Here is a 14,937-nt window from a genome sequence, read left to right as displayed (position 1 = left end):
GCTAATTCAATTTAAAGTTTCTTATAGCAGAACCACCAGTCAAAACATTCAAACTGTTTTTGTCTTTCCTGGGATGTTTTTACATCAGAAGCAGGAGGTATGATAACTTTATCTCCGATAAGTTCATTATTAGGCCAACCAGCTGGAATGGCTACTTTGTTTGCATCTGATGTCTGTAAAGCCTTAACAGCCCTTAAAATCTCGTCAATATTTCTTCCAACTTCCTGTGGATAATAAAGAACAAGTCTCAAAATACCCTGTGGATCAATAATAAATACTGCTCTGATTGTGTTTGTTCCTTTTGCAGGGCTTATCATACCAAATGATTTTGCCACTTCTCCCATGTCATCGGCAATAATAGGAAATGATATTTCTACTCCTAATTTCTCTTTAATCCATTCAACCCATTTAATGTGAGCAAAAACCTGATCAATGGAAAGACCAATCAGTTCACAATTTAATTTTTTAAACTCTTCAAATCTTTTCTGAAAAGCAACAAATTCAGTTGTGCATACTGGAGTGAAATCAGCAGGATGACTGAAAAGAACTACCCACTTCCCAGCGTAATCTGCAGGGAAATTGATTACTCCATGGGTTGTTTTAACTTTTCTGTCTTCAATTTTTTCACCTAATAAAGGCATTCTTACTTCCATTTTTCCACCTCCAAATTTATTTTATAATTATTATAAAATAATAAAATAAAAAAGTCAATATTGATTTTAACAAATATAAAAATTTATAATTAATTAATAAAAAGAAGGGAGGTTGACTATGACAAAAAAATTACAAATCTACAAATGTGAAAGGTGTGGTAACATTGTAGAGGTGTTACATGAAGGTATTGGAGAGCTTGTATGCTGTGGACAACCTATGAAACTTTTTACAGAAAACACTATTGATGCTTCACAAGAAAAGCATGTTCCTGTAATTGAAAAATCTGAAAAGGGATACAAAGTAAAGGTTGGAAGTATTCCCCATCCAATGGAGGAAAAACATTATATTGAATGGATTGAACTTATAGCAGATGGCAAAGTTTATAGACAGTTTCTTAATCTAGGTCAAACCCCTGAAGCATTTTTTGAAATAACTGCAAATGAAGTATCAGCTCGTGAATATTGCAATCTCCATGGACTCTGGAAAACTTTAATTAAGGAAAATAATATTTCAGAAGACAAAAAAATACAACAATGGGTTTGCGGAAGATGTGGCTATATTTATAACCCTGAAAAAGGAGACAAAAAAGGAAAAATTCCTCCCGGAGTTCCTTTTGAAAATTTACCTGAAGAATGGGTTTGCCCCCTTTGTGGTGCTTCAAAAAAAATTTTCTCACCAATGTTAGGATGCGATGAATAATTTTTAAGGGGCAGGTTAATACTGCCCCTTTTTAATTTACTTAGCAAATCTGTTAAAATTATCAATTATGGATTTATTACAAAAAGTAGAAAAAACAATAGAAAAGTTTAATATGTTGTCTATTGGAGATCATGTTCTTGTTGGACTTTCAGGTGGTCCTGACTCTGTATGTCTGCTTCATGTTCTAAGAGAATTAAAAATTAAATATAAACTTAAGATCTCTGCTTCATATATTGACCACGGATTAAGACCTAATGAAACGCCAAAAGAAATTGAATTTTGTCAAAAAATTTGTAATGATTTGGATTTGCCTTTCTATACAAAATCTGTAGATGTAAGAGAATTTGCCAAACAAGAAAAAATTAATTTACAGGAATCAGCAAGAATCTTAAGATATGGCGCTCTTGATCAGATAAGCCTCAATATAAAAGCAGATAAAATTGCAGTTGCTCATAATGCTGATGATCAGGCAGAAACTGTAATTATGAGACTTTTAAGAGGTTCAGGTCCTGCTGGATTAAGTGGTATTCCACCTGTAAGGAAAAAAATTATAAGACCACTAATAGAAATAGAACGGGTTGAAATCGAAGAATACTTAAATAAAAGAAATATTCAATATATAAAAGATCCATCTAATGAAAGCTTGAAATATCTTAGAAACAAAATCAGACATACTCTTATGCCTGTGATTAAGTCAATTTCTCCTCAGGCAACAAAAATAATTTCTAAAACTGCTGATATAATGAGAGAAGAAAATGATTATATAAATGTTGCAGTAACAAAATCGTTAATGAGACTAATGAGTAGAAAGACTGACCAAAAAGTAGAACTATTTTGTAATCCTATGGAAATCCTAAATATAGTTATTCTACGAAGAGCTTTAAGAGTTGCCATTGACAGCGTAAAAGATTTAAGAGGGATAGAGTTTGACCATATAGAAAAAATAATTGATTTAATTAAAAAAGGAAAACCCGGAGATAGAATATATTTACCAAAGGGTATAAAAGCAATAAAGAATTATTCAACATTAGTAATTTCAGCAGAACCACCTAAAAAACTTTCAACATATGAAATATCAAAACCAGGTGAAATATTTTTACAAGAAGCATCCATTGTTCTCTCCATAGAAGAATTAGACAGAGAAGAAGTAAAAGATTTTGGAGATGGGAAAAATACTGTATATATTGATAGAGAAAAGATAAATTTCCCCTTAATTTTAAGACCACGAAAGCCTGGAGACTTCTTTTATCCCTTTGGATTTGGAAAAAAGAAAAAACTTCAAGATTTTTTTGTTGATGAGAAAATTCCAAGAGATGAGAGAGACTTAATTCCTATTATAGAAAATTCAGGAGAAATTGTATTTATTGCAGGGTATAGACTTGACGACAGATACAAAATTGAACATAATACTAAAAGATGCTTAAAGATAAAAGTTATACCAAAACTTTTATAAAAATTTGTATTTCAACCATCATTTTCTTTTTATTTTTATTTCAACCTGCATATGTGAAAGCAGATTTTGAAAATTCTTTGAAAGATTCCATCGAAAACATTGAAAAGAATTTTTTTTCTTCTCTGATTTCTTTAAATAAAGGAATTGGTGTAGCAATTGATAAAAATATTGTAATTGCTCCTTTAGATATTGTAGAGGGATCAAAAAATATTGTTGCAGTTGATTCTAAATTAAATTTAGTTTTCTTAAAAATTGATAAAAATTTATCACCTGTTAGTTTTCAAATACCACAGAAAAAAAATAATATTTTTTTTCTTTTAACCCTAATTGAAGAGCCTAAAATATTAGTTGTAAAAGGTAATATCCAGGAAAGTAAAGCAATAATTGAAGGAAATCACACAGCTGGTTCTCTGTTAATTTCACCAGAACTAAATCCTCTTGGTATTGTCATAAAAAGTGCTTCTAATTCAGAGGTATTATTATTAGGAAACTTCTATTCTGATATCAATAGATTGATTAAAAGAAAGCCAGGATGGTTAGGGTTACAGGCTCAGACAGTTACAAATGAAATTGGGCGAATTATAGGAATATCTCAAGGTGCAATAATCACAAATATTTACGAAGGCGGACCTTCTGATAAGGCTGGATTAAAAAGAGGAGATGTTATAGTTGAAATTGATTCTATAAAAGTAAATAATCTTAATGAACTACAAAGAGAAATATCAGTAAAATTTGCAGGAGAGACTATTGAATTAAAAGTTTTCAGAGAAGGCATTCAAAAAATTTTTAAAGTTACTATGGAAGAACCTCCTGCTCAAATTGGATTTACTGAAATTAAACCATTATTACAAATACAAGGAGTTGAAGTTTCTGAGATTCCTGAAGCTGTTAAAACTTCTTTAAAAAGAGCTGTTAATGGTGTTTTTGTTAAAAAAGTCAGCGAAAATAGTCATGCTTTGGGTATACTGAAGGAAGGAGACATAATAGTAGAGATTAACAAAAAATCTTTAAGTAATATTAAAGAATTTTATGAATTACTTACACAGTCTGCCAGACAGGATTTGCTTATACTTGTTTACAGACAGGACAGTTTTCAATATGTGATATTACCTGCACAAAAATCTCATTAGAAAGTAACATTCCCTTATCCGTTAGACTTACTTTGTTGTCTTTTAAATTAATCAATCCTTCACTATTAAATCTTCTAAAAAATTTAATTAAACAGGGGCTTTTAACAGTTACTCCTTTTCTCATTCTCATACCAAGAAATATTTTCTCTTTTATTTCCTCAGAGGGCGTAACAATATAATCATCTATCCATTCAGTTCTGTTTTTCTCTTTAATCTTAGCATAGGAAAAGATATTTGAAGGATTATGAAATCTTTTATTACCTATAAAAGAATGCGCTGAAGGTCCTAAACCAAGATATGGAATTCTCATCCAATAAGCCAAATTATGCTTACATTCGAATCCTTTGTATGCAAAGTTTGAGATTTCATATTTTTGAAATCCTATCTTTTCTAAGTATTCTGATGCTGTAAGATACATTCTTTCTATTTCATCTTCAATCGATAGATTTATCTTGCTCTTTTTTAAATCTTTTTCTAATGGAGTTCCCTTCTCTATAGATAATTCATACAATGAAATATGCTTTATCGAAAAGGAAGTAGCAATTTTTATTGAGTTGATAAAACTTGTTATTGTTTGATAAGGAATTCCATAAATTAGATCAACTGAAACATTTTCAAAACCTGAATTTATTACTGTTTTTAGGACTTTCAATGCATCTTTATAGTTATGGAGTCTCCCTAAAATTTTTAGTTCATTATCAAAAAAAGATTGTATACCAATGCTAATTCTATTGACTCCAAAATCTCTGAATAAATTAAGTTTTTCTATAGATACTGTCGAAGGATTTACTTCTATAGAAAACTCGACATTTTCTTGAATTTTATAATTTTCTATCAGGGCTGAAAGTATTTTTTCTAATGCTTTAATGCTCAAACAACTTGGAGTTCCACCACCTATATAGATAGTTTTAATATGATGGGCAATCTTTTTTGTAAGTTCTATTTCTTTAACCAAGGCATCCACATAGAGTAATTCTAAAAATTTTTCATAAGGTACTGAGTAAAAACTACAGTATTTGCATTTTTTAATACAAAAGGGAATATGAACATAAAGAGATGAAAAAAAACTCTCCATCCTTTATAATAACTTTTAATGAAATTTTTTGAAAAATTACTCTTTCCAAATCTTGACTGGATTCAACTTGAAATATCGGGGCTTTGTAATGCCTCTTGCTTTTATTGTCCTCACACAGTTTATAGAAAAAAATGGATAGGTAAGAATTTCAGTCTGAAAGATTTTTATAATATTGTTCCTTATTTAAAAAAGGTTAAACTTCTCTATTTACAGGGTTGGGGAGAACCCTTTTTAAATCCTCATTTTTTTGATTTTGTAGAAATTGCAAAAAATGAGGGTTGTATTGTTGGAACAACAACAAATGGCATGCTCATTGGAGATAAAGAAATTGACAAAATCATCGATTCAGGACTTGATATTATAGCCTTCTCTTTAACAGGTATAAAGAAGAACGATTTATTAAGAGAGGGGACAAAAATTGAAAAAATACTGACGATTATTAATACTCTCCATAAAAAAAGGATAAATAAAGGGCTTTTAACTCCAAAAATTCATATTGCCTATTTATTACTTTCATCAAATTTTGACGAAATTGAAGATATTCCTACTTTTTTCTCAAATTATGGGATTGATCACGTAATAATAAGTCTTCTTGATTTAATTCCAGACTCCTCCCTTGAATCAGAATCCCTTATTCCTAAAAACATCGAAGAGTATAATTTATTAATAGATAAATTAGAGAAAATAACAGAAAAAGGTAAAAAGGAAAAATTGGAGATATCTTTTAATATACCCCATCCCCATAAAAAATCAAAGGTTTGTTCTGAAAGAGCGCTGTCAGCCCTATTCATAAATTCACTCGGATATGTGTCACCCTGTGTATTCACAGGTATTCCTGCTGAAGATGTGAAAAATTTGTATTTCGGAAATATAAAAAATAAAAATTTATACTCTATATGGAACTCTAAAGAATATAAAAGGTTCAGAAAGGATTACATTTCAGAAAATCCACCCTACCCGTGCAATGTTTGTAATAAATTCAGAATAATCCAATCTTAAACTACATTTAAAATTTTCTAATTATATCAATAACAGTAATTTCAGGAGGAGCAAATATTCTTACTGGTGGACCCCATGTTCCTGTTCCACGACTTATATACAAATAGCATCCATTTATATCTTTAAGACAACCAGCATGCTTTGGATAATATAAAGCTGTAATTATACTAAATGGGAAAAGTTGTCCTTTATGTGTATGTCCAGAAAGTTGAAGGTCAAAAAGCCCTCTAGATTGCTCATTTATTAGAGGTCTATGTTTAAGTAAAATTAAATAACCTCCATTCTGAAAATTTTTTAAAAGTTCAACCTCTGAAATCGTTGGGTTAAATCTGAATCTTATTGCTTCTAAGTCATCAACTCCAACTATATTAACATTAAATTTCTCTATATAAACTCCTTCATTTCTTAAAATCTTAAATCCTGATTTTTCAGTAAATGATAGTGCCTGATTAATTCCTGCATAAAACTCGTGATTTCCTGTTATAGCATACTTACCAAAGGGTGGTTGCAATTCTTTTAATATTTCAGCAATGCTGTTAAGCCTATCTATCTGTCCGTCAACAAGGTCTCCTGTAGAAACTACAATATCAGGGTCTAAACTTTTTATTTTTTCAACAATGTTTCTTACTCTATCCTTTCTGATAATTAAACCAATATGAACATCTGAAATCTGAACAATTCTTAAATTATTAATTACCTTATCTGATTCAATAGTGATTCTTTCAATTTTTATATTTTGAGCTTCAAAATATCCATAAAAAACAAACAAAAAGGCACAAACAAAGGGAAATATAAAATGAAATTTTTTTATTCCGAGAAAACTAAGCAGTGAAAGCTCTCTACCTATTACTTTTGAAATTAGAAAGAGCAAAAATCTTCCAAAATCTGTTATTAAAGCAAAGAATAAAAAAAGAAAAATAAATGCCATCCACAAATAGCCAATCCAGGAGAGTATAATCGCAAAAGTCTCTAATCCTTCTTTTTCTGAAATTCTTATTATTATAGGAGAAAAAACCATCAATAAGAGAAAAAAGACAATAGCAATTTGAATTAAAAGGGAAATATTAAAAGCTGATTTAAGTTTAATAAAAAAATAGGCATGAATTAAAGCATAAAGAGAGAAAAAAGTAATAAAGAAAATTCTCATAGATAATATTCTAAAAAAATTTTTCAAAAAAATCCCATTTTATTGTAGAATTATAAAAAACATTTTTTAGGAGGTGTTCCATGAGAGAAGAAGAGATCATTGAAATTCTTAAAAGGGAAAATGAAGAATTTCGTAAGCTTTATGAGGAACACAGGCAACTTGATGCTTTACTTGATGAAATGAACAAAAAATATTATTTAACTGCAGAAGAAGAGATTGAAAAGAAGAGAATGCAAAAGGAAAAATTATACAAAAAAGACAAAATGGCTGAAATAATAAGACAGTATAAGCTAACTCACCTTAAGGGAGGAAACTAAGTGAGAAGCGATATTATAAAAAAGGGATTAGAAAGAACTCCCCATAGAGCATTACTCTATTCAACAGGAATTCCTAAGAGTAAAATGGGAAGCCCTTTTATAGGAGTTGCATCGAGTTTTACTGATATTATCCCAGGACATATTTCTATGAATGAACTTGAACGATTCATTGAAAAGGGAATTCACAGTGCTGGTGGCTATCCTTTCATTTTTGGAATTCCAGGAATATGCGATGGAATAGCAATGGGACATCAGGGTATGAGATATTCTTTACCATCAAGAGAACTAATTGCTGACATAATTGAATGCATAGTTGAAGCCCATCAGTTTGATGGTATAGTTTTACTTACCAACTGTGACAAGATAACTCCTGGAATGCTTATGGCTGCTGCAAGACTTGATATCCCAGCAATTGTTCTTACTGCTGGACCAATGCTATCGGGTTATTACAAAGGTCAAAGAAGAAATCTAACAACTGATACTTTTGAAGCTGTTGGAAAATTTAAAAAAGGATTGCTAACTCAAAAGGATATGGAAAATCTTGAAATGTGTGCTTGTCCAACAGCAGGTTCCTGTCAGGGAATGTATACAGCTAATACTATGGCTTGTATTACAGAAGCAATGGGAATGAGCCTTCCTGGAGTAGCTGCTACACCAGCTGTAATGAGTGAAAAAAGAAGATTAGCCTTTGAAACAGGAGAAAAAATCGTAGAACTTGTTAAGAAAAAAATAAATGCAAGGAAAATAATAACGAAGGAATCTATATATAATGCTATCATGGTAGACATGGCATTAGGAGGTTCAACAAACACAGTATTACATATAAAAGCAATTGCCAATGATGCTGGTGTTGATCTTCCTTTAGAAGTATTTGATGAAATTAGTAGAAAAACTCCCCATATTGTTAATATTATTCCTTCTGGACAACATTATATGGAAGACCTTTATAGAGCTGGAGGAATTCCTGCAGTATTAAACAGACTAAAAGACAAACTTTTTTCTAATTTAACAGTCGCAGGAGTTGATATAAAAGAAATTGCCAAAAAGGCTGAAATTTATGATGAGGATGTTATTAGACCCATAAAAAAAGCATACCATACAGAAGGTGGAGTTGCGATACTTAAAGGAAATCTTGCACCAAATGGTGCTGTAGTAAAGCAAACTGCTGTGTCACCTAAGATGCTTAAATTTGAAGGTACTGCTAAATGTTTTGATTCTGAGGAAGAGGCTATGAAAGCAATTCTTGATGGTAAGATAACCGAAGGTGATGTAGTAATAATAAGATATGAAGGTCCAGCAGGTGGACCTGGTATGAGAGAAATGCTTTCTCCAACATCTGCAATTACAGGAATGGGACTTAATGAATCTGTTGCTCTTATTACTGATGGAAGATTTTCAGGGGGTACTCGTGGTCCTTGTATTGGACATGTATCTCCTGAAGCTGCACAAGGTGGGCCAATTGCAGTTGTAAAAGATGGTGATAAAATTCTTATTGATATTCCTAAAAGAAAACTTGAATTGTCAATTCCTAAAACTGAACTTAATAAGAGACTTAAAGCTTGGAAACCACCAAAACCAAAGGTTAAAAAAGGATACTTAATAAGATATGCCCGAATGGTACAATCTGCTGACAAAGGTGCAATCCTTGAATGAAAGTTGGAATAATTCAGTTAGACATTGTCTGGGAGAAAAAGGAAGAGAATTTTAAAAAGGTTGAAAATTTTATTGAAAAAGCAGAAAATGTAGATTTAATTGTTCTTCCAGAGATGTTTAATACTGGATTTACTATGAATACAAATTTAGCAGAACAAAGAGGAGGCATAACAGAACAATTTCTTTCAAAGATTGCCTCCTCTTTAAAATTAAAAATACTTGCAGGCTACTCTTTAAATAATAATGGAAAAATTTATAATGTTGCCTCTCTATTTAATGAAGATGGTTCAATATATTGCACCTATGCTAAAATTCATCTTTTCAGCCCTCTTAAAGAAAATATTTTTTATCAATCAGGAGAAAAACCTGTAATATTTCAAATCAATCAAATTCCCTGCAGTGTCTTTATTTGCTACGATTTAAGATTTCCAGAACTGTTTAGAAAAATAGCAAAAGATGTAAATGTAATATTTCTAATTGCTAATTGGCCCTCTATAAGAGACGATCACTGGCTTTGTCTTCTTAGAGCACGGGCAATAGAAAATCAGTGCTATATTGTAGGAGTAAATCGAGTTGGTAAAGACAGAAATGGAATAATTTACACAGGACATTCTGCTGTTTTTGATCCTTGGGGTAATCAAATCTTTCTTGCAAATGAAAAGGATGGATTATATATAGTTAACATTGAAATTAGTAAAGTTATTGAAACAAGAAAAAATTTTCCCTTTTTAGAGGATAAAAAGTTTTAATACACTACTCTTTTAAAAGATTCAACAACTTCAGAATCAAATAGTTCACCTGCCTTTGAAATTATGTATGTAATTGCCACATCCTTATCATAATGCATTCTATGAGGCCTGTCTGAAGTTAATGCTGTATAAACATCGCTTACTGCTATTATTCTGGCAATTTTAGGAATATTTTTCTTTAAACCTCGTAAATAACCCTGACCATTAAGTCTTTCATGATGAAATCCAATAGCATCTCTCAATATTTCATTACTTCCACCTGATGACAACTTTTCAAATAACACTTCACCCCATAAAACATGAAGTTGAAAAATCTTAATTTTTTGATCATCAAAATTTTTATCAGAGAAAAGTATACTTGATGGAATACAAATTTTCCCTATATCATGAATGTATCCAGCAAGCTTTATATCTTTACTTTGTTCATCCATCATTGTAGCTATTCTATTGCTCATCTCGGCAACATTAACTGAATGTTGACTAATAATCAGATTTTCATTATATGATTCAGGATTTTCAAGTATAGATTTGACAGCAGTTACAATACCTGCAGATTCTTTAATTAAAAGCATTTTTTTAAAAAATAAAAAAATATCGTCAAAATTACAAAAAAACAAAATTCTATGCCCTGCAAGTTTCATAGCAAGGGAGGAGACTTCTTCTATGTTATAGAAAAATCTTCTTGCAAAATAAATAGGGAAATACTTTGCTCTTTCTTTAACTGCATATATAGGTTCAAAGTTAAATTCTTCGCTTTCAAAAATCCATATATCAGGTGTAGCAAAATCCCTTTTAAAACTAATTTCTAAATTAGGCAAACGAATATTTCTTATAGATATAAGATTTTGATTATCTATATCCCAATTTACAGTTAATTTGATATCTTTATAACTCTTCTTAATCAATGTTTTACTTTCCTATTCTAAATTGAATTACTTGGACATATATCATACAAAGGACATTTTTTATGCTCTGGAGATTTTGCTTTACATATCTGTCTACCTAACATAATCAAAAGATGAGTAAGTCTTCCCCATTCTTCTCTTGGCGTTATTTTTATTAAATCTTGCTCAATTTTATCAGGATCTGTATTTTCTGTTAAGCCAAGTAACTTAGAAATTCTTTTTACATGTGTATCTACAGCAATTCCCTCATTTATTCCGAAGGCATTCCATAACACAATATTTGCTGTTTTTCTGCCTACACCAGGTAAAGTCACTAAATCTTCCATAGTATGAGGAACCTGACCATTAAATTTTTCTAAAAGCACCTTAGCGAGATTTTTTATATATATTGCTTTATTCTTATAAAAATTTATGTTCCTTATGTCATTCTGTAGTTCCTCAATGGATACATTTGCATAATCTAAGGCTGTTTTGTATTTTCTAAAAAGTTTTTCTGTAACCTTATTTACATTAACATCTGTCGTTTGAGCTGACAGAATAGTGGCAACTAATAAATCAAGAGGTGTTTTGAAATTCAATGCTGTTTTTACATCAGGATATCTTTTTTCTAATCGCTTTATAATCTCAATTACCTTTTCTTTTTTATCCATCTTATTAAATTTTTTCTACTTTTTGAGATTTCATTATCTTTTTTGCAATCATAAATACAACAAAAGCAATAATCGTAAAATTTATACATTCTCCTAAAAAGGCTCCCCAACCAATTACAATAGGACCTATTGAAAATTTCGCTGTCTTCCATTCACCCCCAGGAATAAACGGTGTAATTATTGGCATTATAATATTTTCAACAAGGGATTTAACTAAGGCTGTAGAAGCAGATCCCATAATAAATGCGATAGCTAAGGCTATAACTTTATACTCTTTAAGAAAACCTAAAAAATCTTTTACCATTCCCATATGAACCGTTTAGATTGTAATAAAAATAAAAAGTTTTTTTCAAATACTTAATGATTCAATCCTATAATAATTGATAGTATCTATAAAGTTCTCATTATTTAAAGGATTATTTTTGAAATAAAAAAGGTGACTTATACAGGAACAATCAGATGAGCCAAAGTTTTGTATAAAATTATCAGAGATTTGAAGAATTTTTTCAGCCAGAAAGCATTCTATTTCAAAGTTTGTAATTATAGGAATATCATTTAAAATTTTTGCTTTTTGTAGAAAATAATCAATATGCCAATGTAATTTTTTAGATTTTCTTTTGTGACGCTCAATTCTCTTTGATAGCCCCTTCTTAGCCGAACCAATATAAACATAGTAACCCTCTTTGAAATCTATTTCCTCAAGATTACCTATTTTTATTGTTTTATCTTTTGGAAGATAAATTATTAATAAATAAACTCCTCTGTCTTTCAGTTGACTTGCAATAAAATCATAGGGAATACTTACTTCCTTTAGAGTGTTTAAATAACTCAAAGTTTTATCCCATCCAACAGCAATTGCTCTTATTTCAACCTTATCTTTTACTTCCATAAAAACTTTTGCAAACTCAAAATCAATATGATAGGCTGGAAAAAAATATTTTATCTGAGAATTCATAATAACAAAAAGAACAGATGCTTTAAATCCTTTCTCAGACAGCTCTGCTAATTCATATAAATGCCTTTTCCCTCTTTCTGTTATTGCATCAGGAAACATGGCAATTTTTTCTCCAAAAAGAGCGCATGTTTTTATCTCAAGATAAATCTCCTTCTGTCCATCACTTAATAGTAAATCAAATCTACTATTTCCTACTTTGATTTCTTCTTTAATGACTTTGTATTCTTTATAAATAGGAAAAGCTTTATTTTTAATTAGCTCGCTAATAACTCGATTTGTAAGATGAGTATGAAGTAGTATGGTATTTTCATTCTTTTTACATCCTAATACAGTAAAAGGAAGTTTTTGATTTTTCGAATTTTCAATGAGAATTAATTCTGTTTTATTGGGAATTAATAGTTCCCAGAGACGACCTGGATTTGGTAAATAACAATCTTTGATTTCTGTATTTATTTTTGCAGACAAAACAAATCTATTTTTTCTTTCAACAAAGATGCCTTTATATTTATTTATTGTAAAGGGATATTTTAACATTTATAGAAGATATCGTCTTTTAAGTAATAAAAATGGAAGAGGAAGTAAAATAATCAAATATATCAAAACATAAAATAAATCTGTTAAAATAGCTCTTTCTATGTTTCCATAACAAAAGGCTCTTGCAATATTTACCAAATGAAGAAGAGGATTAATTTTAGCGATGCTTAGTACAATTTCCGGCATTTCCTCCAATGGAAAAAATATCCCAGAAAATAAAAATAATGGGGTTAATATTAAGGTATAAAAATAATTGAATGAATCAATTCCTGGCACTAATGCAGTAGCAATTAGTGATAAAGAAGCAAATATTAGTCCACAAAAGAAAATAAAGGGAATTAAAAATAAAACAAAAGAGGATTTAACCAAGCCAAAAAGAGAAATAACAATTATTATTATGCTTCCATAAATAAGGCTTTTTGTTGCCCCCCATAACAACTCTCCTAAGACAAGCTCATTAAAGATTATAGGAGTAGCTAAAACGGCATCAAAGGTTTTTTGATATTCCATCCTTACATAGGTTCCGTAAGTACATTCATAGCTTGCAGCATACATTGCCGATGACATAATTATTCCAGGAGCTATAAACTCAATGTAAGAAAGACCGTTTATCTCCTTGATAAATCCTCCAAGTCCATAACCCAAGGCTATAAGATAAAGCATGGGTTCAAGAAAATTTAATGCAAGACTTGAACGATATAATTTACGATAAACAGTCGCATTTCTTTGCCATACTCTTAAAGCTCTCTTTATATTCATATTTAATCCTCTGTCATGTTAAGATAGACTTTTTCAAGATTTCCACTAAATTGAATTGATAAATTTTGTGGAGTATCTATTACAAGAATTTTACCTTTACCCATTATAGCTATTTTATCACATAATTTTTCCGCTTCCTCCATATAATGGGTTGTTAAAATTATAGTTTTCCCTGAATGTTTAAGCATTTCTATTCTATCCCATATTTGTCTTCTACTTCGAGGGTCAAGTCCAGTGGTAGGCTCATCGAGAATTAATATTTCAGGATCATTTATGAGCCCTCTTATAAAAGTTAATTTTCTCTTCATTCCACCTGAAAGTTTTCTGATATTTGTTTGTTTCCATTTATAAAGATCTACAAAATTCAATAATTCTTCTGCTCTTTTTAATGCTTCCTTTCTCTTTATATCAAAATATCTTGCATAAACAAGTAAATTTTCAATGACACTTAAATCAGGATCAAGGTTGTTATCCTGAGGAACTACCCCTATTATTCTTTTTATCTCTGGCAAAGTTTTTTTATTTAACTCTTTATCAAAAATCTGAATTCTACCTGAAGTTGGAGATATAAATCCGTAAATCATATTCATCAATGTGGTTTTTCCTGCTCCGTTAGCTCCTAAAAAACCAAAGCACTCACCCTCCTGGATGGTGAAGCTTACTGAATCAAGAGCTTTAAAATTTTTATAGTATTTGACTAAATTTTCACCGGTGACTGAATCCATGATATTTTAGTATAATAATTTTATGAAATTCATTAAAACATTAATTATATCCTTTATTCTATTAATTCCTGTAATTTCATATGCTGAACTCTCCCTTATTGAGTGTGATGAAAGTAAAATAAAAGGAAATTTTAATCTCATAATTTATTCAAACTCCTTCCTCAATGATCCTGAAACTTTTATAATCCTTGATAAATCTGATGATTATATAAACATTGAACCCTATGCTCCTTCTTTTAAATTTAGAATTTTATCAAATATAAATGATGCTCAAGCATTAAAAATTATTAAAGAAATACTTCAAAATTCTTCTGTAAACTCAATTAAATACAAGGAAATCATAGAATCTGGTAAAATAGTTGGTTATGAAATAAAACCAGTTTATTTCCCTTGGGTCTTTGGAATATTAGAACCTATTGAGACAGTTTATAAAAAACAAGACAATTCAATCATAATTTTTATTCGATTAAATCCCAGAGTTGAAAAACAACTTTATAACGGCGGAAATTCTGAAAGGGATGATTAAAGGGTGA

The 14,937-nt window shown here is 30.1% G+C and carries 17 protein-coding genes and 1 pseudogene; 9 read left to right on the top strand and 9 right to left on the bottom strand.

What is annotated here, in order from left to right; genetic code table 11:
• Nucleotides 1–11: 11 nt before the first annotated feature.
• Nucleotides 12–653, bottom strand: a complete 642-nt coding sequence (locus tag QI155_RS07625) for a peroxiredoxin (RefSeq protein WP_068859755.1) — start codon at nucleotides 651–653, stop codon at nucleotides 12–14.
• Between the two features lie 118 nt (nucleotides 654–771).
• Here QI155_RS07625 and QI155_RS11080 point away from each other — a divergent pair.
• The 4 genes and pseudogenes from QI155_RS11080 to QI155_RS07610 form a co-directional block, all read left to right on the top strand.
• Nucleotides 772–1,140: pseudogene (locus QI155_RS11080) on the top strand (desulfoferrodoxin); the annotation flags it as partial.
• A gap of 6 nt (nucleotides 1,141–1,146) precedes the next feature.
• Complete coding sequence (locus QI155_RS11075) at nucleotides 1,147–1,353, top strand: rubredoxin (protein WP_348650833.1); 207 nt, start codon at nucleotides 1,147–1,149, stop codon at nucleotides 1,351–1,353.
• Nucleotides 1,354–1,420: 67 nt separating this feature from the next.
• Entirely contained in the window at nucleotides 1,421–2,806 is a 1,386-nt protein-coding gene (gene tilS / locus QI155_RS07615; RefSeq protein ID WP_068859753.1) for a tRNA lysidine(34) synthetase TilS, read from the top strand.
• Between the two features lie 77 nt (nucleotides 2,807–2,883).
• The gene (locus QI155_RS07610; RefSeq protein ID WP_173894036.1) at nucleotides 2,884–3,936 is read left to right on the top strand and encodes a PDZ domain-containing protein; all 1,053 of its coding nucleotides are present in this window, start codon (nucleotides 2,884–2,886) and stop codon (nucleotides 3,934–3,936) included.
• On the opposite strand, the gene hemW is transcribed toward QI155_RS07610, so the two are convergent.
• Nucleotides 3,872–5,011: a radical SAM family heme chaperone HemW gene (gene hemW / locus QI155_RS07605; RefSeq protein WP_281321372.1), complete on the bottom strand. Its 1,140-nt coding sequence runs from the start codon at nucleotides 5,009–5,011 to the stop codon at nucleotides 3,872–3,874. The genes QI155_RS07610 and hemW overlap by 65 nt on opposite strands.
• An 18-nt stretch (nucleotides 5,012–5,029) precedes the next feature.
• On the opposite strand from hemW, the gene QI155_RS07600 reads away from it, so the two are divergent.
• Nucleotides 5,030–6,010, top strand: a complete 981-nt coding sequence (locus tag QI155_RS07600; RefSeq protein WP_281321371.1) for a radical SAM/SPASM domain-containing protein — start codon at nucleotides 5,030–5,032, stop codon at nucleotides 6,008–6,010.
• Nucleotides 6,011–6,017: 7 nt separating this feature from the next.
• Here QI155_RS07600 and QI155_RS07595 read toward each other — a convergent pair whose 3' ends face one another.
• Nucleotides 6,018–7,157, bottom strand: a complete 1,140-nt coding sequence (locus QI155_RS07595; protein ID WP_281321370.1) for a metallophosphoesterase — start codon at nucleotides 7,155–7,157, stop codon at nucleotides 6,018–6,020.
• Nucleotides 7,158–7,237: 80 nt separating this feature from the next.
• Here QI155_RS07595 and QI155_RS07590 point away from each other — a divergent pair, with 80 nt between their 5' ends.
• From QI155_RS07590 to QI155_RS07580, 3 genes are read left to right on the top strand one after another with little or no spacing between them, the layout of a single operon-like run.
• Nucleotides 7,238–7,474: a DUF465 domain-containing protein gene (locus QI155_RS07590; RefSeq protein ID WP_068861764.1), complete on the top strand. Its 237-nt coding sequence runs from the start codon at nucleotides 7,238–7,240 to the stop codon at nucleotides 7,472–7,474.
• Nucleotides 7,475–9,127, top strand: coding sequence for a dihydroxy-acid dehydratase (gene ilvD, locus QI155_RS07585; RefSeq protein WP_068861763.1), 1,653 nt, complete (start codon nucleotides 7,475–7,477; stop codon nucleotides 9,125–9,127). It begins immediately after the preceding gene.
• Nucleotides 9,124–9,876 carry a carbon-nitrogen family hydrolase gene (locus QI155_RS07580; protein ID WP_281321369.1) on the top strand — a complete coding sequence of 251 codons (753 nt, stop codon included), beginning with the start codon at nucleotides 9,124–9,126 and terminating at the stop codon, nucleotides 9,874–9,876. The genes ilvD and QI155_RS07580 overlap by 4 nt, the downstream gene beginning before the upstream one ends.
• On the opposite strand, the gene QI155_RS07575 is transcribed toward QI155_RS07580, so the two are convergent.
• Genes QI155_RS07575 through QI155_RS07550 form a run of 6 tightly spaced genes read right to left on the bottom strand, consistent with a single transcriptional unit; the run spans nucleotide 9,873 to nucleotide 14,404 of the window.
• Nucleotides 9,873–10,781 carry an HD domain-containing phosphohydrolase gene (locus QI155_RS07575; protein WP_281321368.1) on the bottom strand — a complete coding sequence of 303 codons (909 nt, stop codon included), beginning with the start codon at nucleotides 10,779–10,781 and terminating at the stop codon, nucleotides 9,873–9,875. The genes QI155_RS07580 and QI155_RS07575 overlap by 4 nt on opposite strands.
• Before the next feature lie 17 nt (nucleotides 10,782–10,798).
• Entirely contained in the window at nucleotides 10,799–11,431 is a 633-nt protein-coding gene (gene nth / locus QI155_RS07570) for an endonuclease III (RefSeq protein WP_068861498.1), read from the bottom strand.
• A gap of 4 nt (nucleotides 11,432–11,435) precedes the next feature.
• Nucleotides 11,436–11,735 carry an MscL family protein gene (locus tag QI155_RS07565; RefSeq protein WP_216819058.1) on the bottom strand — a complete coding sequence of 100 codons (300 nt, stop codon included), beginning with the start codon at nucleotides 11,733–11,735 and terminating at the stop codon, nucleotides 11,436–11,438.
• Nucleotides 11,736–11,780: 45 nt separating this feature from the next.
• Nucleotides 11,781–12,920 carry a DNA/RNA nuclease SfsA gene (gene sfsA / locus QI155_RS07560; protein ID WP_068861496.1) on the bottom strand — a complete coding sequence of 380 codons (1,140 nt, stop codon included), beginning with the start codon at nucleotides 12,918–12,920 and terminating at the stop codon, nucleotides 11,781–11,783.
• Nucleotides 12,921–13,679: an ABC transporter permease gene (locus tag QI155_RS07555; protein ID WP_068861495.1), complete on the bottom strand. Its 759-nt coding sequence runs from the start codon at nucleotides 13,677–13,679 to the stop codon at nucleotides 12,921–12,923.
• 2 nt (nucleotides 13,680–13,681) lie between these two features.
• Nucleotides 13,682–14,404, bottom strand: a complete 723-nt coding sequence (locus QI155_RS07550; protein ID WP_068861494.1) for an ABC transporter ATP-binding protein — start codon at nucleotides 14,402–14,404, stop codon at nucleotides 13,682–13,684.
• Between the two features lie 22 nt (nucleotides 14,405–14,426).
• On the opposite strand from QI155_RS07550, the gene QI155_RS07545 reads away from it, so the two are divergent.
• The gene (locus QI155_RS07545) at nucleotides 14,427–14,930 is read left to right on the top strand and encodes a hypothetical protein (RefSeq protein ID WP_068861493.1); all 504 of its coding nucleotides are present in this window, start codon (nucleotides 14,427–14,429) and stop codon (nucleotides 14,928–14,930) included.
• Nucleotides 14,931–14,937: the final 7 nt, after the last annotated feature.

It is taken from the genome of Thermodesulfovibrio sp. 1176 (genome assembly GCF_029946585.1).
Lineage (GTDB): Bacteria > Nitrospirota > Thermodesulfovibrionia > Thermodesulfovibrionales > Thermodesulfovibrionaceae > Thermodesulfovibrio.
Note: the sequence above shows the minus strand (reverse complement) of the source record. Positions and strands in the feature narration are given on the sequence as shown.